Source organism: Microbacterium sp. A93 (assembly GCF_051842835.1).
This window is the reverse complement of sequence record NZ_JBPXMT010000015.1, coordinates 94,878-117,152: the sequence shown is the minus strand read 5'-3', so window position 1 is coordinate 117,152 and position 22,275 is coordinate 94,878. Positions and strand designations below refer to the sequence as shown.

The following is a 22,275-nucleotide window of genomic DNA, read 5'->3' as shown; positions in this document are numbered from 1 at the left end:
CCGCTGTCTGCTTGCTTGAACGGCCCCATCCGAACCGCTGTGCGGGGAGGATGGGGCCGCTCTGTGTTTAACGGCTCCCTGATGGTTTCGCGGCTCCCCGATGATGGAGTCATTCCCAGCATCCGTTCAGACAGGCTTCGTATGATCACGAAACGATAAAGACGACGCCCGCCTCGACGAACGCCAGGCACACACCACGGGGGGTGCGGAGCGCGTCTGCGGTGCCACCGAACGGGATCGGTGATGCCGTCTGGACCGCCTGGACAGTGAGGGAGGGGGCCGAGCATGGTCGCGACAACGGAGCTGCCGCGGGTCGAGCCGCGAATCCGGGGGGCCGGGTCGGACGTACTGGAGGCACCGGGTACGACGACGGCCGCGCCCCTCCCAGCCCGGCCTCGCCTGGCGCTGCTGGATGGTCTCCGGCTGCTCGCCGCCCTCGCCGTGGTGCTCTTCCACTGGACGGCGTGGCACCACGGGTATTGGGGGCGCCACGGGGAACCAGCCGCCGAGGCTTGGCCGTGGCTCAGTCAGTTCAGCTCCGTGGGGGCCCTCGGCGTCCAGCTGTTCTTCATCATCTCGGGCTTCGTGATCCTGCTCTCCTCCTACGGCAAGTCCCCGGCGAGGTTCATCGGCTCCCGTGTGGGACGCCTGTATCCCGCCTACTGGGTGGCCGTGCTCGCCACCGCCACGCTGACCTTCGTGATCTGGCCGGAGATGGGCTCCCAGCGCAGCCCCTCGGACATCTGGGCCAACCTCACCATGTTCCAGGGTGGGATGGGGGTCGGCCACATCGACGGCGTGTACTGGACCCTGTGGGTGGAGATGAAGTTCTACCTGTGGATCCTGGCCTTCACCCTGATCGGGATGACCGTGCGCCGGGTCCAGGCCTTCGCCCTGGTCTGGCCGCTGCTCGGCAACGCCATCTACTTCGGCCTCCGGGCGTCCGGGCAGTCGGTCTCCTGGGTGGAGCACGTCTTCTTCCCCCAGTACTCGGCGCTCTTCGCCGGGGGGATGGCCCTGTTCCTGCTCTTCAAGTTCGGTCACACGCCACTGCGCTGGGTGGCCCTGGTGGTGAACGTGGCGATCGGCAGTCTGTGGTCCGCCCGGGTCCAGCAGCCGGAGACCGTGAAGCTCACCGGCTACGACTACCCGTTCTGGGTCTTCGTGGCGATCGCCGCCGTGCTGTTCGCGCTCGTGGCCGTGGTGGTGCTGACCCCGCTGGCCCGTCTGCAGGTGCCGGGGATGACCCTGGCCGGACAACTGACCTACCCCGTGTACCTCCTCCACCAGCTGTGGGGGTGGTGGCTGATCATGCTGCTCTCACCCCACCTGCCGCGGGAGGCAGTCCTGGTGGTGGCCCTGGCCGCCGTGCTGGGTGCCGCATGGTTGCTGCACCGATGGGTCGAGCGCCCGCTGGGCCCCAGACTGCAGCGGGCGGTGACGGCCGGCGTCGGGCGTTGGTCAGTCCTGGGCTCCCGCCGTCTCTAACACATGCCTCCGGTGCCCTCGGCGGCGGCGCGCGGGCGGGACTGGACTTCGGGGCCCAGGATGGTTAGGATGATTCCTTACGTCTCCCCTCAGTCCACTGTGCCCTTCCCCCGACTATGTCTTTAGATATGCCGGGGTTACTGGGGCGTGGCGTCTGGTCTGGCCTTCAAATAGCGGTGGGCCCCAGCGTTGTGGACTGAAATGGGGGAGTGCACGGAAGTAAAGACGGTCTGTGGAAGGATCCCTCTTGGTCGCCTCGAGCACCTCAAATACCGATACCGCTAATTTCCCCGGGGGCGTCTCGCCCCGCTCCGGCGCCAGTGCTGGCCGAATCTCCTTCGCGAAGATTCATGAGCCGCTGGAAGTGCCGGACCTGTTGGCCCTGCAGACGGAGTCGTTCGATCGGCTCGTGGGCAATGATCGGTGGGCCGAGCGCGTGGCCCACGCCCAGGAGATCGGTGACGACTCCGTGGCGGCCACCTCCGGTTTCGCCGATATCTTCGAGGAGATCTCCCCGATCGAGGACTTCCAGGGCACCATGTCCCTGTCCTTCACCGAGCCGGAGTTCTCGGACCCGAAGATGCCGGTGGACGAGTGCAAGGAGCGCGACACCACCTACGCGGCCCCGCTGTACGTCAAGGCCGAGTTCATGAACAACAACACCGGCGAGATCAAGCAGCAGACGGTGTTCATGGGCGATTTCCCGCTCATGACGGACAAGGGCACCTTCGTCATCAACGGCACCGAGCGCGTGGTCGTCTCCCAGCTCGTCCGTTCGCCCGGCGCCTACTTCGAGCGCACCCCGGACAAGACCAGTGACAAGGACATCTTCACTGCGAAGATCATCCCGTCCCGTGGTGCCTGGTTCGAGCTCGAGGTGGACAAGCGCGACCAGGTGGGCGTCCGCCTGGACCGCAAGCGCAAGCAGCCCGTGACCGTGCTGCTCAAGGCCATGGGTTGGTCCGAGTCCCGCATCCTGGAGGAGTTCGGTCAGTACGACTCCATCCGTGCCACCCTCGAGAAGGACCCCACCGAGGGCCAGAACGAGGCGCTGCTGGACATCTACCGCAAGCTCCGCCCGGGCGAGCCCGCCGCCGTGGACGCCGCGCAGAACCTGTTGAACAACCTGTACTTCACCCCGAAGCGCTACGACCTGGCGAAGGTGGGCCGTTACAAGCTCAACCGCAAGCTGGGCGTGGACGTGCCGCTGTCCGATCCGAACGCCTCCGTGTTGACGGAGGATGACATCCGCCAGATGGTGCACTTCATCGTGGCCCTGCACGCCAACGAGAAGACCATCCCCGGCAAGCGTGGCGGCGAGTCCGTGGACGTGCGCGTCGAGGTCGATGACATCGACCACTTCGGCAACCGCCGTATCCGCGCCGTCGGTGAGCTGATCGAGAACCAGATCCGCACCGGCCTGTCCCGCATGGAGCGCGTGGTGCGCGAGCGGATGACCACCCAGGACGTCGAGGCGATCACCCCGCAGACCCTGATCAACATCCGCCCCGTGGTGGCCTCGATCAAGGAGTTCTTCGGAACCTCCCAGCTCTCGCAGTTCATGGACCAGAACAACCCGCTGGCGGGACTGACCCACAAGCGGCGCCTGTCCGCGCTCGGCCCGGGCGGCTTGTCCCGTGACCGTGCGGGCATGGAAGTCCGTGACGTGCACCCGTCCCACTACGGCCGCATGTGCCCCATCGAGACCCCGGAAGGCCCGAACATCGGCCTCATCGGCTCGCTGGCCACGTACGGCCGCATCAACCCCTTCGGCTTCATCGAGACCCCGTACCGCAAGGTCGTGGACGGCATCGTGACCGAGCAGGTCGACTACCTGACCGCCGATGACGAGCTGGAAGCCCAGATCGCCCAGGCCAACGCCCCGCTGAACGAGGACGGCTCCTTCGCCGAGGACCTCGTGCTCTGCCGCCAGCGCGGCGGCGGCGGCGAGCCCGTGCTGTCCGGTGTGGACGAGATCGACTACATGGACGTCTCCCCGCGGCAGATGGTCTCGGCCGCCACCGCGCTGATTCCGTTCCTGGAGCACGACGACGCCAACCGCGCCCTGATGGGTGCGAACATGCAGCGCCAAGCCGTGCCGCTGCTCCAGGCCGAGGCACCCCTGGTGGGCACCGGCATGGAGAAGTACATCGCGGTGGACGCCGGCGACTCCATCACGGCCGAGGCCCCCGGCGTCGTGACCGAGGTCGCGGCCGACCTCGTGACCGTCATGAACGATGACGGCACCATGCGCCACTACCCGATCATGAAGTTCGCCCGCTCCAACCAGGGCAACGCCTACAACCAGCGGGTGCGCGTCACCGAGGGTGACCGCGTGGAGAAGCTGTCGGTCATCGCCGACGGCCCCGCCACGGACCACGGCGAACTGGCGCTCGGCAAGAACCTGCTGGTGGCCTTCATGCCCTGGGAGGGCCTGAACTACGAGGATGCCATCATCCTGTCCCAGCGCATGGTCTCCGAGGACGTGCTCACCTCGATCCACATCGAGGAGCACGAGGTCGACGCCCGTGACACCAAGCTGGGCGCCGAGGAGGTCACCCGGGACATCCCGAACGTCTCCGACGAGGTGCTGGCCCAGCTCGACGAGCGCGGCATCATCTACGTCGGTGCCGAGGTCGAGGCCGGGGACGTCCTGGTGGGGCGTGTGACCCCGAAGGGCGAGACCGAGCTGACCCCGGAGGAGCGGTTGCTGCGCGCCATCTTCGGCGAGAAGTCCCGCGAAGTGCGTGACACCTCCCTGAAGGTGCCCCACGGCGAGTCCGGCACCGTGATCGGCGTGCGGATCTTCGACCGCGACGAGGACGACGACCTGCCCCCGGGCGTGAACCAGCTGGTCCGCGTGTACGTGGCCCAGAAGCGCAAGATCACGGACGGCGACAAGATGGCCGGCCGCCACGGCAACAAGGGCGTCATCTCCAAGATCCTGCCGATGGAGGACATGCCGTTCCTCGAGGACGGCACCCCGGTGGACATCATCCTGAACCCCCTGGGTGTTCCGGGTCGTATGAACCTGGGTCAGGTCATGGAGCTGCACCTGGGTTGGGCCGCCTCCCGCGGCTGGGACATCCAGGGCGAGCCCGAGTGGCTCAAGGACCTGCCGAACCTGCCGCGTTCCTCCGGTCCGGTCAACGTCGGCACCCCGGTGTTCGACGGTGCCGAGGCCCACGAGATCGAGGGTCTGCTCGGCCACGTCAACGTCACCCGCGACGGCCAGCGCCTGGTGGGCACCAACGGCAAGGCCACCCTGTTCGACGGCCGCTCCGGCGAGCCCTTCCCGGACCCGGTCTCCGTGGGCTACATGTACATGCTGAAGCTGCATCACCTGGTGGATGACAAGATCCACGCGCGCTCCACCGGCCCGTACTCCATGATCACGCAGCAGCCGCTGGGTGGTAAGGCACAGTTCGGTGGCCAGCGCTTCGGTGAGATGGAGGTCTGGGCCCTGGAGGCGTACGGCGCCGCCTACACCCTGCAGGAGCTCCTGACGATCAAGTCGGATGACATCCATGGTCGTGTGAAGGTCTACGAGGCCATCGTGAAGGGCGAGAACATCCCGGAGCCGGGCGTTCCCGAGTCGTTCAAGGTCCTCATCAAGGAAATGCAGTCGTTGTGCCTGAATGTGGAGGTCCTCTCCGCCGACGGCACCACGATCGAGATGCGTGACTCGGACGATGAAGTCTTCCGGGCCGCCGAGGAACTGGGTATCGACCTGTCCCACGCCGAGCCCAGCTCGGTCGAAGAGGTCTGAGCCGGTCCGGATCACCGGACACCCCTGTTCCCCGTCCCACCCCAGACTTCAAAAGACTTCTTCCACGTCTTGAATCACGCAACGAATCAGGAGTTCAACGGACCATGTCCAACGACAACTCATCATTTGGCCACATGCGCATTGGCCTCGCGACTGCGGACGAGATCCGCGATTGGTCTTTCGGCGAGGTCAAGAAGCCCGAAACCATCAACTACCGCACCCTGAAGCCGGAGAAGGACGGACTCTTCTGCGAGAAGATCTTCGGCCCCACCCGGGACTGGGAGTGCTACTGCGGCAAGTACAAGCGCGTCCGCTTCAAGGGCATCATCTGTGAGCGCTGCGGCGTCGAGGTGACCCGCTCCAAGGTCCGCCGTGAGCGGATGGGCCACGTCGAGCTGGCTGCCTCGGTCACCCACATCTGGTACTTCAAGGGCGTGCCCTCTCGCCTGGGCTACCTGCTGGACCTGGCACCGAAGGATCTCGAGAAGATCATCTACTTCGCGGCCTACATGATCACCTCGGTGGATGAGGAGGCCCGCCACGCGGACCTGCCGAACCTGCAGGCCGAGCACGACCAGGAGACCAAGCACCTGGCGGACACGCGCGATGCCGACATCGCCGCCGTCGCCGGGGACCTGGAGAAGAACCTGGCCAAGCTGGAGGCCGAGGGGGCCAAGGCTGCCGAGAAGAAGAAGGCCCGCGACTCCGCGGACAAGACCATGGCGCAGATCCGCAAGCGGGCCGACGCCGAGCTGGACCGGATGGAGAAGATCTGGGACAGCTTCAAGACCCTCAAGGTCGCAGACCTCGAGGGCGATGAGGGCCTGTTCCGTGCGATGCGTGACAAGTACGGCAAGTACTTCGAGGGCTCCATGGGCGCCGAGTCCATCAAGAAGCGTCTCGAGACCTTCGACCTGGTGGGCGAGTCCGAGTCCCTGCGGGAGATCATCAAGACCGGCAAGGGCCAGCGCAAGACCCGCGCCCTGAAGCGTCTGAAGGTCGTCAACGCGTTCCTCACCACGGACAACTCGCCGCTGGGCATGGTCCTGGACGCCGTCCCGGTGATCCCGCCGGAGCTGCGCCCGATGGTCCAGCTGGACGGTGGCCGCTTCGCGACCTCCGACCTGAACGACCTGTACCGCCGGGTGATCAACCGCAACAACCGCCTGAAGCGCCTGCTGGACCTCGGTGCTCCCGAGATCATCGTGAACAACGAGAAGCGCATGCTCCAGGAAGCGGTCGACTCCCTGTTCGACAACGGCCGCCGCGGCCGTCCGGTCACCGGACCGGGCAACCGTCCGTTGAAGTCGCTGTCCGACATGCTCAAGGGCAAGCAGGGCCGGTTCCGCCAGAACCTGCTCGGCAAGCGCGTGGACTACTCCGGGCGTTCCGTGATCGTGGTGGGTCCGCAGCTGAAGCTGCACCAGTGTGGCCTGCCGAAGCAGATGGCGCTGGAGCTGTTCAAGCCCTTCGTCATGAAGCGTCTGGTGGACCTGAACCACGCTCAGAACATCAAGTCCGCCAAGCGGATGGTGGAGCGTTTCCGCCCGCAGGTGTGGGACGTGCTCGAAGAGGTCATCAGCGAGCACCCGGTGTTGCTGAACCGTGCACCCACCCTGCACCGCCTCGGCATCCAGGCCTTCGAGCCGATGCTGGTGGAGGGCAAGGCCCTGCAGCTGCACCCGTTGGTCTGTGGCGCGTTCAACGCCGACTTCGACGGTGACCAGATGGCAGTGCACCTGCCGCTGAGCCCCGAGGCGCAGGCTGAGGCGCGGTTGCTGATGCTCTCGAGCCACAACATCCTGAAGCCCTCCGACGGCCGCGCCGTGGCCGTCCCGGCCCAGGACATGATCATCGGTCTCAACCACCTCACCACCGTGCGTGAGGACGAGACCGGTGCCGGCAACGAGTACTCCTCCGTCGCCGAGGCCCTGATGGCCTTCGACGCCGGCCAGCTGCACCTGAACGCCCCGGTCCGGATCACGGTGGAGGGGTTCGTCCCCTCGGCCGAGTCCCCGGCTCCCGAAGGCTGGGTGGAGGGCGCCTCGGTGATCCTGGACACCACCCTGGGTGTGGTCCTGTTCAACGAGCTGCTCCCGGTCGACTACCCGTGGCTGTCCACCCAGGCGACCAAGGGCTCCCTCGGGGCCTTGGTCAACGACCTGGCGGAGCGGTACCCGATGGTGCAGACCGCGGCGACGCTGGACAACCTCAAGGATGCCGGTTTCCACTGGGGCACCTGGTCGGGTGTCACCGTGGCGATCTCGGACATCACCTCGGACTTCGACAAGGCGGCCATCATGGTCGGCTACGAGGACCAGGCGCTCAAGGTCCAGGCCCAGTACGACAAGGGCTTGATCGCGGATGAGGAGCGCCGTTCCGAGCTGATCGACATCTGGAACAAGGCCACTGACGAGGTGGCCGCCGCGATGAAGAAGGGGATGCCGGAACTCAACACCATCAACCGCATGGTGACCTCCGGTGCTCGTGGTAACTGGCTGCAGGTCCGGCAGATCGCCGGTATCCGTGGCCTGGTGGCCAACCCGCAGGGTGAGATCATCCCGCGGCCCATCAAGTCCTCCTACCGGGAGGGCCTGTCCGTGCTCGAGTACTTCATCGCCACCCACGGTGCCCGTAAGGGCCTCGCGGATACCGCGCTGAAGACCGCCAACTCGGGTTACCTGACCCGTCGTCTGGTGGACGTCTCCCAGGACGTCATCGTCCGCGAGGAGGACTGCGGCACCGAGCGCGGCCTGACCGAGGTCATCGGCGTGCCGAACGCCGACGGCGAGCTCGTGCGTCACGAGACCGTGGAGAACTCCTCGTTCGCCCGGACCCTCGCGGTGGACGTGTCATCCGAGGACGGCACCGTGTTGGGCGGGGCCGGCGAGGCCATCGGCGATGTCGCCATCGACGCGTTCATCGCCGCGGGCATCACCGAGATCAAGGTGCGCTCCGTGCTCACCTGTGAGTCCGCTGTCGGGACCTGTGCCAAGTGCTACGGCCGTTCCATGGCCACCGGTCAGCTGGTGGACATCGGCGAGGCCGTGGGCATCATCGCGGCCCAGTCCATCGGTGAGCCGGGTACCCAGCTCACCATGCGGACCTTCCACACCGGTGGTGTGGCCTCCGCGGACGACATCACCCAGGGTCTGCCTCGTATTCAAGAGCTCTTCGAGGCACGTACCCCGAAGGGTGTGGCCCCGATCTCCGAGGTCGCCGGCCGCGTCAACATCGAGGACGGCGAGAAGCAGCTGCGCCTGGTGCTGACTCCGGATGACGGCTCTGAGGAGATCGCCTACCCGGTGCTGCGCCGCTCGCGCATGCTGGTGACCGACGGCGAGCACGTGGCCGTGGGCACTCAGCTGGTGGCCGGCGCCGTGGACCCGAAGCAGGTGCTGCGCGTGCTCGGTCCCCGGGCCGCCCAGAAGTTCCTGGTCCAGGAGGTCCAGGACGTGTACCAGTCCCAGGGTGTGGGCATCCACGACAAGCACGTGGAGGTCATCGTCCGCCAGATGCTGCGGCGGATCACCGTCATCGAGTCCGGGGAGACCAACCTCTTGCCGGGCGAGTTGGCGGACCGTTCGCGCTTCACCGCGGCGAACCGCCAGGCCGTGGCCGAGGGTCGCCAGCCGGCCTCCGGCCGTGACGAGCTCATGGGCATCACCAAGGCCTCGCTCGCCACCGACTCGTGGCTGTCCGCCGCGTCCTTCCAGGAGACCACCCGCGTGCTGACGCAGGCGGCCATGGAGGGCAAGTCGGACCCGCTGCTGGGCCTGAAGGAGAACGTGATCATCGGCAAGCTGATCCCGGCCGGCACCGGCCTGGACCGCTACACCAAGGTCAACGTGGAGCCCACCGAGGAGGCCAAGGCCAACCTGTTCACCGGGCCGGCCGGCTTCGCGGACTTCGATTACCCGGGGCTCGACCAGTCCGGCACGCCGGAGTTCCACGCGATCAGCCTGGACGACTACGGCATGGGTGGCGACTTCCGCGGCTGACCCCCGCTGAAGCGCTAGCCTTCTGAGCGCAAAGTGACCTGACCCCCCACCGTTGTGACGGGGTCAGGTCACTTTGCGCTTAAAGGTCACGGTGATTCTGCACCACGGTGTTTCAGAAGCGCTGTGTTTCAGGACCACGACGCCGGCATGGCAGGCTGGGTGCCATGGTCACCCAGATTTCTGCTCCCCTCACCGGCACCAACATCCCCGACGGCCGCGTCGACGGCGATGGCAGCGCTAAGCCCGCCGTCAGGATCCCACTCATCGGGCTCGGCACCTGGCCCCTGACCGGAGCCGAGTGCACCGCGGCCGTCTCGACCGCGCTCGAGGCCGGGTACCGGCATCTGGACACGGCCGAGAACTACCGGAACGAGGACGCGGTGGGGCGGGCCGTCGTCGAATCCGGCATCGACCGGGACAAGGTGTTCGTGACCTCGAAGTTCAACCGCGAGTGGCACGGACCGGTGCAGTCGGTGCGCGCCGGGCTCGAGGACGCGCTCGAGCGGGCCGGTCTGGAGTACTTCGACCTGTACCTGGTGCACTGGCCCAACCCGGACCAGGGGAGGTACGTCCAGGCGTGCGAGGCCCTGGCCGAGCTGACCGGTACCGGGTTGATCCGCTCCTGGGGCGTCTCCAATTTCAAGCCCGCCCACCTGCAGGAGGTGCTGGCGGCCGGGCTGGTGCCGGCCCTCAACCAGATCCATTGCCAGCCGGCGTTCGCCCAGCGAGCCGTGCAGGAGGCCAACACCGCCGCCGGCGTGCTGACGGCGGCCTACACGCCGTTGGGCCGGGGCAGTGAGTTGCTGCAGCAGCCCGCGATCACGCGGATCGCCTCACGCCTGGGCCGGACGGCCGCCCAGGTGGTGCTGCGCTGGCATGTGCAACAGGGCCGGATCGCCCTGCCGAAGTCGGCGGACCCACAGCGTCAGCGGGAGAACCTGGATGTGTTCTCCTTCGAGCTGACCGCCGAGGACCTGGCCGCGGTGGACGCGCTGGACTCGGCCACCCCGCCCGAGTCCTTCAAGGACGCGGACGCGTTCGGGCACTGAGCCAGCCGGGGACCAACTGCGGGACCAGCCCCGGCATCAACCCGTGATCAGCCCGGGAATCAACCCCGTGATCAGCCCAGGAATCAGCCCCGCCGGGACATGTACAGCTTGAACGCCGCGGCCAGCGCGCGGTTCACGGGATAGTCCCACTCGCCGTAGGTCTGGACCACGTCGGCCCCCATGGTCGTCTTGAAGCGGGTCAGTCCGGCCAGCTCGTACTCGGGGTCCAGGGAGGGGGACATCCCGCCGAGGTCGAACCAGGTGCAGCCGGCGGCCAGGGAGTCCTGGATCTGCCGCAGCTGCAGGGCCCGGGGGGCGTAGCGCTTGCGTTCCTCGGAGGAAGAGGCGCCGTAGACGTACCAGCCGAACTGGGCCTGACGCACGTAGATGGCGGCGGCGAGCAGCTGGTCGCCGAAGTGGGCCAGGTACAGGGTGCACTCGGTGTCCGGTGCCGCGTTGAGCTCGGTGAACATGCGCTGGAAGTAGGCCAGGGGCCGGCCGGTGAAGCGGTCGCGGGTGGCGGTCTCCTCGTACAGGGCCTGCCAGGCGGGCAGGTCCTCGGCCGTGCCCACGGTGACCGTGAGCTCGGAGCGGGTGGACTTGCGGGTCTGCCGTCGGGAGGTCGAGTCCATCCGGCTCAGGGCCGCCTCGAGGGCGGGGGACTCGCCGTTCTTGTTGGGTTCCACGGGGGTGCCGTCCGGGCCGGGGGCATCCAGCGCGGGCTGCAGGGGGATGCGCGCCTGGAACTGTGGCTGGCCCGCCTCGAACTCCTCGGACTCGCCCGGGGCACGCCAGCCCAGCGCGGTGAGCCGTTCGCGGACCTGGGCGGCCTCCGGCGCGGTGTGGATCGGCTTCAGCTGGGTGACGGAGCGGTGGTCTCCGGCGGCCAGGGCCTTGCGCACCTCGGCACCGTCCCAGCGGTTGACCACGCCCGGCAGGCCCACCCGGACCAGGAAGGCGCCACGGGACTTCAGGTACTGCACCAGGGGGACCAGCACGGACTCCAGGTCCACCCCGGCATCCCCACCGCCCTCACCAGCGCTGCGATCGAACACGGGGCCTTCGGCGACGTAGGCCAGGGAGCGGTTCCTCAACACCGGCACGGGGACGGGCAGCCGGCGGAACAGCACCAGGGCGGCGGCGCGGAGGGTCTCACCGTCGTAGAAGCCCAGCGAATCCCCACGCCAGTCGATCTTCACGCCGGGCCACTGCGGGCTCTGGAGGAAGGACGCCTCGGGGTGTTCCGCCAGGAACCTGCCGTGCTCGGCGCGGGTGATCCGGCGGACGGTGAACGGACGCCTGCCGGTACCGGAGCCGGTACTGGAGCGGGGGGTTGAACTGGGGGTGGAGGCTAGATCTGGCACGCCTCCCACCCTAGCCGCCGGGGGTCTGCCCCGCCGGTAACATCGAAGCCATGGCCTCGACCGTGGTACCCGCTGAGCAACCCTTCGTTCCCGTGATCACCGGGGGGGATGTGGGCGCCTACTCCCTGGCCCGCGAGTTCCACGAGGCCTACGGCGTGATCTCCGCCGTGGTGCCCACCACGGTCAACCGCAACCTGCGGCACTCGCGCATCCTGCAGGCCTTCCCCGCCGGGCCGATGACGGAGGAGCAACCCGTGATCGACGCGCTCGTGCGGGTCGCCGGTCAGCTGCGCCGGGCGGGTGCAGCCCAGGACCGGCCCCTGTTGCTGCTGGCCAGCTACGACCACCTCGTGCGGTTCGCGGTCCGCCACCGCGCGAGGCTGGCGGCCGCCGGCTACACCGTGCCCTACCCGGACGAGGAGTCGCTGGACGCGGCCGCCCTGAAGGAGAACTTCTACGCGCTCTGCGAGCGGCTGGCGGTGCCCTACCCGAAGACCACCTCCTACGACGCCGGCTCCCACACTCCCGAGGCAGCGCGCCGGTTCGCCGCGGGGCTGGGCGGGACGGGGTTGGGCGGGACGGGGCTGGGTCGGACGGGGACAGCGGGGGAGGAGGACGGGTCCGGGGTCCGGTTCCCCGTGATCCTCAAGGCCGGGGACGGCGGAGCCTGGGCGGACATCCGTTTCGAGGGGCGTCGCAAGGTCCACGTGGTGCACGAGACGGCCGGGCATGGCAGGTCCGGTGCCGAGGAGATCGAGCGGCTCGTCACCCTCGCCAGCGAGGCCGGCTACACGGGGTCCCTGATCGTGCAGGAACTGGTGCCGGGGCCCGATTCCCAGCTGGGCATCGCGACGTTCTTCCGTGACCGCACCGGGGCCACCCGCCTCGTCTCCTACGGTGAGGTCATCGTGGAGGACCACGCGCCGGGGACCGAGGGCAACGCCCGCGCGGTGCTGGCCTCACAGCACCCCGTCATCGCCGAGCAGGGCGCCGCTCTGTTGGAGGCCCTGGACTGGCACGGCTTCGCGATGTTCGACACCAAGATCGATCCCCGCACCGACCAGGCACAGTTCCTGGAGATGAATCCCCGGCTGGGGCGCAACCACTACTACCTCACGGCGGCCGGGGCGAACCCCGCGCCCTACCTCGTGGAGGAGTACCTGGGCGGAGTATCGGTCACGCCCGGCTCCGCCACTCCCGAATCCGCCGCCTCGGGCGCCGCGGCCCCTGAGTCCATCACCACCGCCGGCCCGGCGCTGATCACCACCATCCCGATGTCCCTGGTGCGCCGGTACGCCACCGAGTCCCAGCGCGGGCGCATCCGCCAGGCCGCGCAGCAGGGGCGGGTCGTCCGCCCGTTCTCCTACCCGGCCGACCGGGACCTGCGCCGCGAGGCCTACCACCGGGCCACCGAGCTCAACGCCCTGCGGGTCTTCCGGAACCATCCGGCGCCGGACGCCTGAGGCGCGACCGGAGGCCTGAGGCGAAACCGGACGCCTGAGGCGAGATCTGCCCAGGAGGCGCCCGGCCGGCGTCGTGCTCGGATTCCCCAGGGCCGGTCCCTGTGCACCGGTTTCCTGAGCACTGCCAGCGGGTGGTAGGATGAACTCAATTGTTTTTGTGTGGCACCAGGGACACAGTCCGGGTTGCGGGGTTCTTGCGCAACGAATGCCACACTTTTGCACGCCTACGGTCGTTCACGCGAACCCCCTCGGGTGCGAAGAAACGACCACCAGCAGTCCAGGTTGACGCGGGCCCGTCCTGTGCGCCCGCATGGGCTGGAGCAAGCAAGTCAGCAGACATCAGCAACTGACCTGGAAACAAACAACGGAGAGTCCAAGAGTGCCTACGATTCAGCAGCTGGTCCGCAAGGGCCGCTCACCGAAGGTTGTCAATACCAAGGCCCCGGCCTTGCAGGGCAACCCCATGCGCCGTGGCGTGTGCACCCGTGTGTACACCACCACCCCCAAGAAGCCGAACTCCGCCCTGCGTAAGGTCGCCCGCGTCCGCCTGAACGGTGGCATCGAGGTCACCGCGTACATCCCGGGCGAGGGTCACAACCTGCAGGAGCACTCCATCGTGCTCGTGCGCGGTGGCCGCGTGAAGGACCTGCCGGGTGTCCGCTACAAGATCGTCCGCGGCGCCCTCGACACCCAGGGTGTCAAGGGTCGCGGCCAGGCCCGCAGCCGCTACGGCGCGAAGAAGGAGAAGAAGTAATGCCACGTAAGGGCCCCGCGCCGAAGCGCCCCCTCGTCGTAGACCCGGTCTACGGCTCCCCGCTGGTCACCCAGCTCATCAACAAGGTGCTCGTGGACGGCAAGAAGTCCACCGCCGAGCACATCGTCTACGGCGCCCTCGAGGGCACCCGCGAGAAGAGCGGCACCGATCCGGTGACCACCCTCAAGAAGGCCATGGACAACGTCCGCCCGGCCCTCGAGGTCAAGTCCCGCCGTGTCGGCGGCGCCACCTACCAGGTGCCGATCGAGGTCAAGCCCGGCCGCGCCACCGCCCTGGCGCTGCGCTGGCTCGTCGGCTACTCCAAGGCCCGCCGCGAGAAGACGATGACCGAGCGTCTGCTCAACGAGATCCTGGACGCCTCCAACGGCCTCGGTGCCGCGGTGAAGCGCCGCGAGGACACGCACAAGATGGCCGAGTCCAACAAGGCGTTCGCCCACTACCGCTGGTGACCCACGGAGGCCCGGAGGCCGTTGTCTAGGCTTCCGGGCACCGTGCCGCTATCCGACTGGAACCACCCACCCAAACCTTAGGGAGACACCGTGGCACAGGACGTGCTGACCGACCTCAAAAAGGTCCGCAACATCGGCATCATGGCGCATATCGATGCCGGCAAGACCACCACTACCGAGCGCATCCTGTTCTACACGGGCGTCAACCACAAGCTGGGCGAGACCCACGACGGCGCGTCCACCACCGACTGGATGGAGCAGGAGAAGGAACGCGGCATCACCATCACCTCCGCCGCGGTGACCTGCTTCTGGGACGACAACCAGATCAACATCATCGACACCCCGGGGCACGTGGACTTCACCGTCGAGGTGGAGCGGTCCCTGCGCGTGCTCGATGGCGCCGTCGCCGTCTTCGACGGCAAGGAAGGCGTGGAGCCGCAGTCCGAGACCGTGTGGCGCCAGGCGGACAAGTACAACGTCCCCCGCATCTGCTTCGTCAACAAGATGGACAAGCTGGGCGCGGACTTCTACTACACCGTGGACACCATCGTCTCCCGTCTCGGCGCCAAGCCGGTCGTGATGCAGTTGCCGATCGGTGCTGAGAACGACTTCGTCGGCGTCGTGGACCTCGTGACCATGAAGGCCTTCGTCTGGGAGGGCGACTCCAAGGGTGACGTCACCATGGGTGCCGCCTACGAGATCAAGGACATCCCGGCCGACCTGGTGGAGAAGGCCGAGAAGTACCGCGCGGACCTCATCGAGGCCGTCGCGGACACCTCCGAAGAGCTGATGGAGAAGTACCTCGAGGGCGAGGAGATCACCAACGAGGAGATCGTCGCCGGCGTGCGTCACCTGACGATCAACGCCCTGGCCTACCCGGTGTTCTGTGGTTCTGCCTTCAAGAACCGCGGTGTGCAGCCGATGCTGGACGCCGTGGTCTCCTACCTGCCGAACCCCATGGACGCCGGTGCCATCAACGGCCTCGACGTCCGGGACGAGGAGAAGGTGCTCACCCGCGAGCCCTCGAAGGACGAGCCGTTCTCGGCCCTGGCCTTCAAGATCGCGGCCCACCCGTTCTTCGGCCAGCTGACCTTCATCCGCGCCTACTCGGGCAGCCTGAAGCCGGGCGACCAGATCCTGAACTCCACCAAGGGGAAGAAGGAGCGCATCGGCAAGCTGTTCCAGATGCACGCCAACAAGGAGAACCCGGTCGAGGAGGTCGTGGCGGGGCACATCTACGCCGTGATCGGCCTCAAGGACACCACCACGGGTGACACCCTGTGCGCCGTGAACGCACCGATCATCCTCGAGTCCATGTCCTTCCCGGAGCCCGTGATCTCCGTGGCGATCGAGCCGAAGACCAAGGGTGACCAGGAGAAGCTCTCCACCGCCATCCAGAAGCTCGTCGCCGAAGACCCCACGTTCACCGTGAACCTGGACGAGGAGACCGGCCAGACCGTCATCGGCGGCATGGGCGAGCTCCACCTGGACGTGTTCGTGGACCGTATGCGCCGCGAGTTCAAGGTCGAGGCCAACGTGGGCAAGCCCCAGGTGGCCTACCGCGAGACCATCAAGAAGAAGGTCGACAAGATCGACTACACGCACAAGAAGCAGACCGGTGGTTCCGGTCAGTTCGCCAAGGTGCAGATGTCCTTTGAGCCGCTGGACACCTCGGACGGCGAGTTCTACGAGTTCGTCAATGCCGTCACCGGCGGCCGCATCCCGCGCGAGTACATCCCGTCCGTGGACGCCGGCATCCAGGACGCCATGCAGTTCGGCATCCTGGCCGGCTACCCCATGGTCGGCGTGAAGGCGACCCTCCTGGACGGCGCGTACCACGACGTCGACTCCTCGGAGATGGCGTTCAAGCTCGCCGGCTCCATGGTGTACAAGGAAGGCATGCGCCGGGCCAACCCGGTCATCCTCGAGCCGCTGATGGCCGTGGAGGTCCGCACGCCGGAGGAGTACATGGGAGACGTCATCGGTGACCTGAACTCCCGCCGTGGGCAGATCCAGTCCATGGAGGATGCCCAGGGCGTCAAGGTCATCAAGTCCAGCGTCCCGCTGTCCGAGATGTTCGGTTACATCGGTGACCTGCGGTCCAAGACCCAAGGCCGTGCCGTGTACTCGATGACGTTCGACTCCTACGCCGAGGTCCCCAAGGCCGTGGCCGAGGAGATCATTCAGAAGAACAGCGGCGAATAGCCCGCTGTTCACACCCTCAACGTGTCCGCCACCATGGCGGGGCCTTCAGAAGAAGAGGCCCCACCATTGGAACGGACAGGTGGCCCGCCCGCATTCCGGAGGGCGTCTCCACCACAGGACGGAAGGTCGGTCCGCGTCATATGGCGGTCCGGGTGGCCTGATCTAAGGACCGGTCCTGACCCAATCCGGAGAATTATCACCAGCAGACAGATCGAAGTAGACTTTCCCAAGTTGTCAGCACGCCACCCGCGGCTGAGAAGTCTCTTCAGATAAACGTTCTAGGAGGAACCTGTGTCGAAGGCAAAATTCGAGCGCTCGAAGCCGCACGTCAACGTCGGTACCATCGGCCACGTTGACCACGGCAAGACCACGCTCACCGCGGCCATCTCGAAGGTCCTGTACGACAAGTACCCGGACCTCAACGAGGCCCGCGACTTCGCGACCATTGACTCGGCGCCGGAAGAGCGCCAGCGTGGCATCACCATCAACATCTCCCACGTGGAGTACCAGACGGAGAAGCGTCACTACGCCCACGTCGACGCCCCGGGTCACGCTGACTACATCAAGAACATGATCACCGGTGCTGCCCAGATGGACGGTGCCATCCTGGTGGTCGCCGCCACCGACGGCCCGATGGCCCAGACCCGCGAGCACGTGCTGCTGGCCCGCCAGGTCGGCGTTCCGGCACTGCTGGTCGCGCTGAACAAGTCGGACATGGTCGAGGACGAGGAGCTCCTGGAGCTCGTCGAGATGGAGGTCCGCGAGCTGCTGTCCTCGCAGGAGTTCGACGGCGACGAGGCCCCGGTCATCCGCACCTCCGGCCTGAAGGCCCTCGAAGGCGACCCCAAGTGGGTCAAGTCCGTTGAGGACCTGATGGACGCTGTGGACTCCTTCATCCCGGATCCGGTCCGCGACAAGGACAAGCCGTTCCTGATGCCGATCGAGGACGTCTTCACCATCACCGGCCGCGGCACCGTCGTGACCGGCCGCGCCGAGCGCGGCACCCTGAAGATCAACTCCGAGGTCGAGATCGTGGGCATCCGCGATATGCAGAAGACCACGGTCACCGGTATCGAGATGTTCCACAAGCAGCTCGACGAGGCCTGGGCCGGCGAGAACTGTGGCCTGCTGCTTCGCGGTCTGAAGCGCGAGGACGTGGAGCGCGGCCAGGTCGTTGTGGCCCCGGGTTCCATCACCCCGCACACCGACTTCGAGGGCAACGTCTACATCCTGTCCAAGGATGAGGGCGGGCGTCACAACCCGTTCTACTCGAACTACCGCCCGCAGTTCTACTTCCGCACGACCGACGTCACCGGCGTCATCACGCTGCCGGAAGGCACCGAGATGGTCATGCCGGGCGACACCACCGAGATGACGGTCGCGCTGATCCAGCCGATCGCCATGGAGGACGGCCTCGGCTTCGCCATCCGCGAGGGTGGCCGCACCGTGGGCTCCGGCCGCGTCACCAAGATCATCAAGTGATCTGAGGCGTCACACCTCGACAACCCCTTCGGCTTCGGCCGGAGGGGTTGTTGCGTTCACGGGACGGACACCTGTGGACAAGGCGCTGGCTGGTCTCGGGAACCCCGTACGCTGACGCTGTGGGAATAGTCATAGCGCTTGTGCTCGGTCTGGTCATCGGTGGGCTCCTCGGCCGGGTCTACGGTCGGCGTACACGCCGATCTGAGGTGGAGGGGCCTGCAACGGCGCGCGGTGAGTTGGCCCGCGCGTGGCAGGAAGGGTACGACGCCGGCTCGCGCACCTCTGCAATGCTCGTCAGCCCCGCGCCCATCACCTCTGCGCCCATCGCCTCTGCGCCCGCCAGCCCTGCGCCCGCCAGCCCTGCGCCCGCCAGCCCTGCGCTGGCCGAGCCCGTGCCCGTCAGCCAGGGGCCCCTGCAACAACCCTTCGCGCCGCCCACGTCGGCTGTGGCGCCCTCACAGGCCGCGCCCTCACTGTCGGCGCCGCCCGCCGTCCGGTCAGCAGCCCCGCCCCTGCCGGTGATGCCTGCCATGCCGGTGATGCCCGCCGCATCGGAGGAGGAGCAGGCCGAGGCCAAGGATCGGCGCGACCGCCGGAACGTCAACATCACCCTGTACACGGCGTGCCTGTTGCTGGTGGCGGCAGCGTCGCTGTTCATCGGCGCCGCATTGCCGGCGACGGCCAGGCTCGCGGGACTGGCCGTCGTCGTGAGCCTGTTCTACGCCGGGGGACTGATGGTCCATGCGGTGAGCCGGACACTCCGACCGGCAGCCACGGCCTTCGCCGGCACGGGGCTGGCCCTGCTGCCGGTGGCGGGAGTGGCCCTGGACCTGCTCGTGGTGCATCGGCCGGAGGTCTCGTGGCTGATCACCTCCGTGGTGGGAACGATCATGATGGTCGTGGCCGCCGTGCGACTGGACAGCCGTGTGGTGGCCTACCTGACCGTGCCGTTCCTGCTCTCCACCGTGATGGCCTCCGGTGCCGCGGTACAGCAGGGCATGGTCTGGGCACTGATCGCCTCGATCGGGCTGGCGGTGCTGATGGCCTGGTGGTCCGTGGACGCGGAGGACCGGAACCTGTGGATGCCCCCGGCCTACCGTGAGGCGACGGCCCGGACCCACCAGTGGATCGTGCCGGGCGCGGTGGCAGCGGGACTGTTCCTGGGCGTGTGGATCGAGCCGGTGCAGATGCTCCTGCTGCTGCTCGCCGCGTGCGCCTACTACGCGACGGTGGCGGTCATCGGCCCGCCGCGGTACCGGCTGGCCTCTGCCTATGCGGTCCGCGGCGGGCTTCTACTGGCGCTGCTCGCGTGGGCGGCCATGCTGGAATGGCCCGTCTCCGTGACGCTGACCTTCCTCGTGGTGTACCTGTGCCTGCAGATCCCGCTGGTGCGGTGGGGGAGGGACGGCGGGGGATACCTGCCCGCGGGTACCGCGGCCCTGATCGACCACGGCATCAGCTGGATCCTGGCGGCGTCGACCGCGCTGGCCGCGCAGATTTGGGTGGCGAGCCTGGCCTGGTCCGGGCTCCGCGGCACCCAGAGTGCTGGGAGTGGCGACGGTGCCGTGCTCGAGCTGGCGCCGGGTCTCGGCTGGGCGGCCGTGATCGTGGTGGTCACCACGGCCTTGTACTCCCTGATCTTCCTCCGCACCATCCCCGCGACGGAGGTCGCGCCGCTGGTCTGGCAGGCCGCGACCCCGCTGTCCGCCGTGCCGCTGCTCGTCCACGCCGCAGCGGCTGGCGTGCCGGAGCGCGCGTGGAACCTGGAGATTGTCCTGGTGGTGACCCTGGTGATGGAGGCCCTGATCCTGGTGCAGCTGACGCGCGATGGCCACCGGCACCGGCTCGACGCCCGGATCGCACCCCATGCGATGGCAGCCGGCGCGGTGGCTCTGGTCTACCTCCTTACCGACCGGATGGCGGAGCGCTGGGCAGAGGGCGGGGCAGAAGGGTGGGCAGAGGGCTCGACCGCTCTGGTGGTCACCGCCCTGGCCGCCCTGGTCTGGGCCACCGTCACAGCACTCCACCGGGGGACACTCAGCGGTTCGTCCGGGCTCGGCCTGCCGGTGGGCGTATGGTCCGGCGCCAGCCTGCTGGCGGTCCTCCTGCTGCTCGGGGTGGAGATGTCTGGCGGAGTGGACCTGCTGGGCTGGTACGGAGTCGCCGTGGTGACCGGTGCTGTCGCCCTGTGGTGGCTGGCCCGGGGCCTTCGGGCGGAGGTGGAGCAGCGGGTGGACACGGCCCGGCTGGTCATCCTGGGCATCGGAGCCCTGAGCCTGATCGTCGCCACGGTGCGGTTCGCCGGGGCCACCGGATCCGCCTCCGGGATCTGGTCTTGGCATGTGGTCATCGCGCTGGGACTGCTGACGGGCTGGCTGGTGACGGTCGCCGTCGTGACGACGGACCGGCTCCCGGACGGGGTGCGGACCGCCGTGCTCCTGACCGGTCAGGCAACCTCGGCGATGCTGGTCTCCACGGTGACCGACCGCCTGGGTGGGGACGGATCCGCCGCTCGGGCCGCCGCCGCAGCGGCCCTGGTCTGCGGGGTGGCCCTGCGCCAACGCTTCGCGCGGCGGCTTCCGGGCGCTGATGACGCCTCCGGTGCTGCCGGCGGTATGCACGGCAGAGTCGCCTCGTGGCTCGTGACGGGTGCCGTGGCCCTGCTGTGGCTCATCGAACTCGGGACCGGCGGCGACCGTGCCGCCCTGATGGTCGTGGCGGTGGCCCTGATCGCCGCCGGGCTGGTCCTGCGAGCCGCCCGAGGAGGCCATTGGGCCGTACTGGCCGGAGGCCCCGCCCTCGTGGTGGCGGCCTCGCCATGGTTCGGATTGACCGGCGGTTGGCTCCCGGACGCCTTGTTCCCGACGTCGGCCGCGGTCGCCCTGCTGCTGCTCCTCGCCTTGGCCGTGGCCGCCGCGGAGATCGCGACGGCGGTGCGAGGTCCGGCTGCCGGTGTGGTCACTGGTCAGGATGTAGGACGGGCATCAGGTGAGGTGCCGTGGTGGGCTGACCTCACGGTGTTTCGGCTGGTGGCCACCGCCGCCCTCGGGGTGGCATCGCTGGTGCTCGGTCTCACCGGAGACGTGGACGGCACCCCGCATGCCGGCGCCCTGGCCATGACCATGGCTGCAGGTGGCCTGGTGGGGTATGTCTTCGCGCGGACTCGGGGAATTGCCTGGCTGGTCATCGGCACGGTGGTGGGTGTCCCGTCGGCCGTGTGGCTCCTGACCATGTGGTGGCAGGACCGCGGGTTGTGGTTCCCGGACGGGGACTGGCGTGCCGTGGGCAGCGGCCTGGTGGCCCTGGCGGTTCTGGGATGGTGGGCCGTCCTGGACGCCCGGGGAGATCGGAGGGCTCGGGAGGGTGCTGGCTCCCGTGCGCGGGCCGCGATCCTCTGGCAGGGTGGGCTGGTGGTGGTGCTGATCACCGCACTGGCTACCGTGCTCGACGTCGGGCTGCGCGCCGGCATGCCGGAGGATGCAGCCGTCTGGACCAGCCTCGCGGCCGCCGTGATGGCCCTCTGGCTCACCGTGGACGCGTGGGGACGGACCCTGCTATGGCCCGGGTCCCCGGCGGCCTGGGTGCTGAACGGCAGGGACGCTGCTGTGGTGCTGACCTGGGCTGCAGTGTCCCGGGCCTGGTGGCAGACGGCGATCGTGGACGATCCGGGCCGGGCCGGCTGGTGGAACGTCCAGCTGCTGGTCGTCGTGCTGGTGGGGCTGGGGTACTGGCATCTGCTGCACCGGCCGAATCATGGGACAGCTGGTGAGGAATCGGGCGAGGCATCGGGTGAGGACGCTGGCGAGGTGATGGGTGGCCAGGTGGGTGACGTGGCCGACGAGACAACCTCCCGCCGGCCCCTGTGGTGTTTCCTGGCAGCAGCGCTGGTCTTCACGCTGGCCGCGACCTACGTGTTGGCCAATGGAACGGCCGGTATGCAGCTCACCGTGCTTATCGGCTTCGCGCTCCTGGTGGTCCTCGGCCTGACCCGCCGTGAACAGATGCTCACCTGGTGGGGTGCGGGCGGTGTGGCACTCTCGGTGCTCTGGTATCTGCGCGGCTACACCTACATCTACCTGGCCCTGCTGGGACTCGTGCTGATCGTCCTGGCGGTGCGACAGCTGCGCCGACACCAATCGCGGCAGGTGGCAGGACAAGAGATGGCCGATGAGCAGTCTGCCGACGAGCGGCACGCCGATCAAGGGTCGGCCGGTGAGCGGTGAGCGGCGA

The 22,275-nt window shown here is 67.9% G+C and carries 11 protein-coding genes; 10 read left to right on the top strand and 1 reads right to left on the bottom strand.

Features of this window, described 5'->3' with window-relative positions:
• The first annotated feature begins 285 nt into the window (after positions 1-285).
• The 4 genes from ACSU1G_RS30005 to ACSU1G_RS29990 all read left to right on the top strand — a co-directional run bounded on the left by ACSU1G_RS30005 (position 286) and on the right by ACSU1G_RS29990 (position 10,307).
• A complete protein-coding gene (locus ACSU1G_RS30005; RefSeq protein ID WP_439284544.1) occupies positions 286-1,488 on the top strand; it encodes an acyltransferase family protein in 1,203 nt (400 codons plus the stop codon).
• A 247-nt stretch (positions 1,489-1,735) separates the two neighbouring features.
• Positions 1,736-5,257 carry a DNA-directed RNA polymerase subunit beta gene (rpoB, locus tag ACSU1G_RS30000; RefSeq protein WP_439284542.1) on the top strand — a complete coding sequence of 1,174 codons (3,522 nt, stop codon included), beginning with the start codon at positions 1,736-1,738 and terminating at the stop codon, positions 5,255-5,257.
• A 104-nt stretch (positions 5,258-5,361) separates the two neighbouring features.
• Positions 5,362-9,258, top strand: a complete 3,897-nt coding sequence (locus ACSU1G_RS29995) for a DNA-directed RNA polymerase subunit beta' (RefSeq protein ID WP_439284540.1) — start codon at positions 5,362-5,364, stop codon at positions 9,256-9,258.
• 164 nt (positions 9,259-9,422) lie between these two features.
• Positions 9,423-10,307, top strand: coding sequence for an aldo/keto reductase (locus tag ACSU1G_RS29990; RefSeq protein WP_439284538.1), 885 nt, complete (start codon positions 9,423-9,425; stop codon positions 10,305-10,307).
• A gap of 83 nt (positions 10,308-10,390) precedes the next feature.
• Here the strand turns inward: ACSU1G_RS29990 and ACSU1G_RS29985 are convergent, their stop codons facing one another.
• Positions 10,391-11,671 (bottom strand): lipid II:glycine glycyltransferase FemX, encoded by a 1,281-nt coding sequence (locus ACSU1G_RS29985; RefSeq protein WP_439284537.1) that lies wholly within the window; start codon positions 11,669-11,671, stop codon positions 10,391-10,393.
• 50 nt (positions 11,672-11,721) lie between these two features.
• Between ACSU1G_RS29985 and ACSU1G_RS29980 the strand changes: the two genes are divergently transcribed.
• The 6 genes from ACSU1G_RS29980 (at position 11,722) to ACSU1G_RS29955 (ending at position 22,268) form a co-directional block, all read left to right on the top strand.
• Positions 11,722-13,134, top strand: coding sequence for a carboxylate--amine ligase (locus ACSU1G_RS29980; protein WP_439284535.1), 1,413 nt, complete (start codon positions 11,722-11,724; stop codon positions 13,132-13,134).
• A 379-nt stretch (positions 13,135-13,513) separates the two neighbouring features.
• Positions 13,514-13,888 carry a 30S ribosomal protein S12 gene (gene rpsL, locus ACSU1G_RS29975; protein WP_309811927.1) on the top strand — a complete coding sequence of 125 codons (375 nt, stop codon included), beginning with the start codon at positions 13,514-13,516 and terminating at the stop codon, positions 13,886-13,888.
• Positions 13,888-14,358 carry a 30S ribosomal protein S7 gene (rpsG, locus tag ACSU1G_RS29970; RefSeq protein WP_439284533.1) on the top strand — a complete coding sequence of 157 codons (471 nt, stop codon included), beginning with the start codon at positions 13,888-13,890 and terminating at the stop codon, positions 14,356-14,358. The genes rpsL and rpsG overlap by 1 nt, the downstream gene beginning before the upstream one ends.
• A gap of 90 nt (positions 14,359-14,448) precedes the next feature.
• On the top strand, positions 14,449-16,563 hold the full coding sequence (gene fusA, locus ACSU1G_RS29965) for an elongation factor G (protein ID WP_439284531.1): 2,115 nt from the start codon (positions 14,449-14,451) through the stop codon (positions 16,561-16,563).
• A gap of 291 nt (positions 16,564-16,854) precedes the next feature.
• Positions 16,855-18,045: an elongation factor Tu gene (tuf, locus tag ACSU1G_RS29960; RefSeq protein ID WP_439284529.1), complete on the top strand. Its 1,191-nt coding sequence runs from the start codon at positions 16,855-16,857 to the stop codon at positions 18,043-18,045.
• A gap of 119 nt (positions 18,046-18,164) precedes the next feature.
• Entirely contained in the window at positions 18,165-22,268 is a 4,104-nt protein-coding gene (locus ACSU1G_RS29955; RefSeq protein ID WP_439284527.1) for a hypothetical protein, read from the top strand.
• Positions 22,269-22,275: the final 7 nt, after the last annotated feature.

Coding starts and splice junctions, on each gene's coding strand:
- ACSU1G_RS30005 (WP_439284544.1), top strand. CDS start 286: ATGGTCGCGACAACGGAGCTGCCGCGGGTCGAGCCGCGAATCCGGGGG.
- ACSU1G_RS29995 (WP_439284540.1), top strand. CDS start 5,362: ATGTCCAACGACAACTCATCATTTGGCCACATGCGCATTGGCCTCGCG.
- ACSU1G_RS29990 (WP_439284538.1), top strand. CDS start 9,423: ATGGTCACCCAGATTTCTGCTCCCCTCACCGGCACCAACATCCCCGAC.
- ACSU1G_RS29980 (WP_439284535.1), top strand. CDS start 11,722: ATGGCCTCGACCGTGGTACCCGCTGAGCAACCCTTCGTTCCCGTGATC.
- rpsG (WP_439284533.1), top strand. CDS start 13,888: ATGCCACGTAAGGGCCCCGCGCCGAAGCGCCCCCTCGTCGTAGACCCG.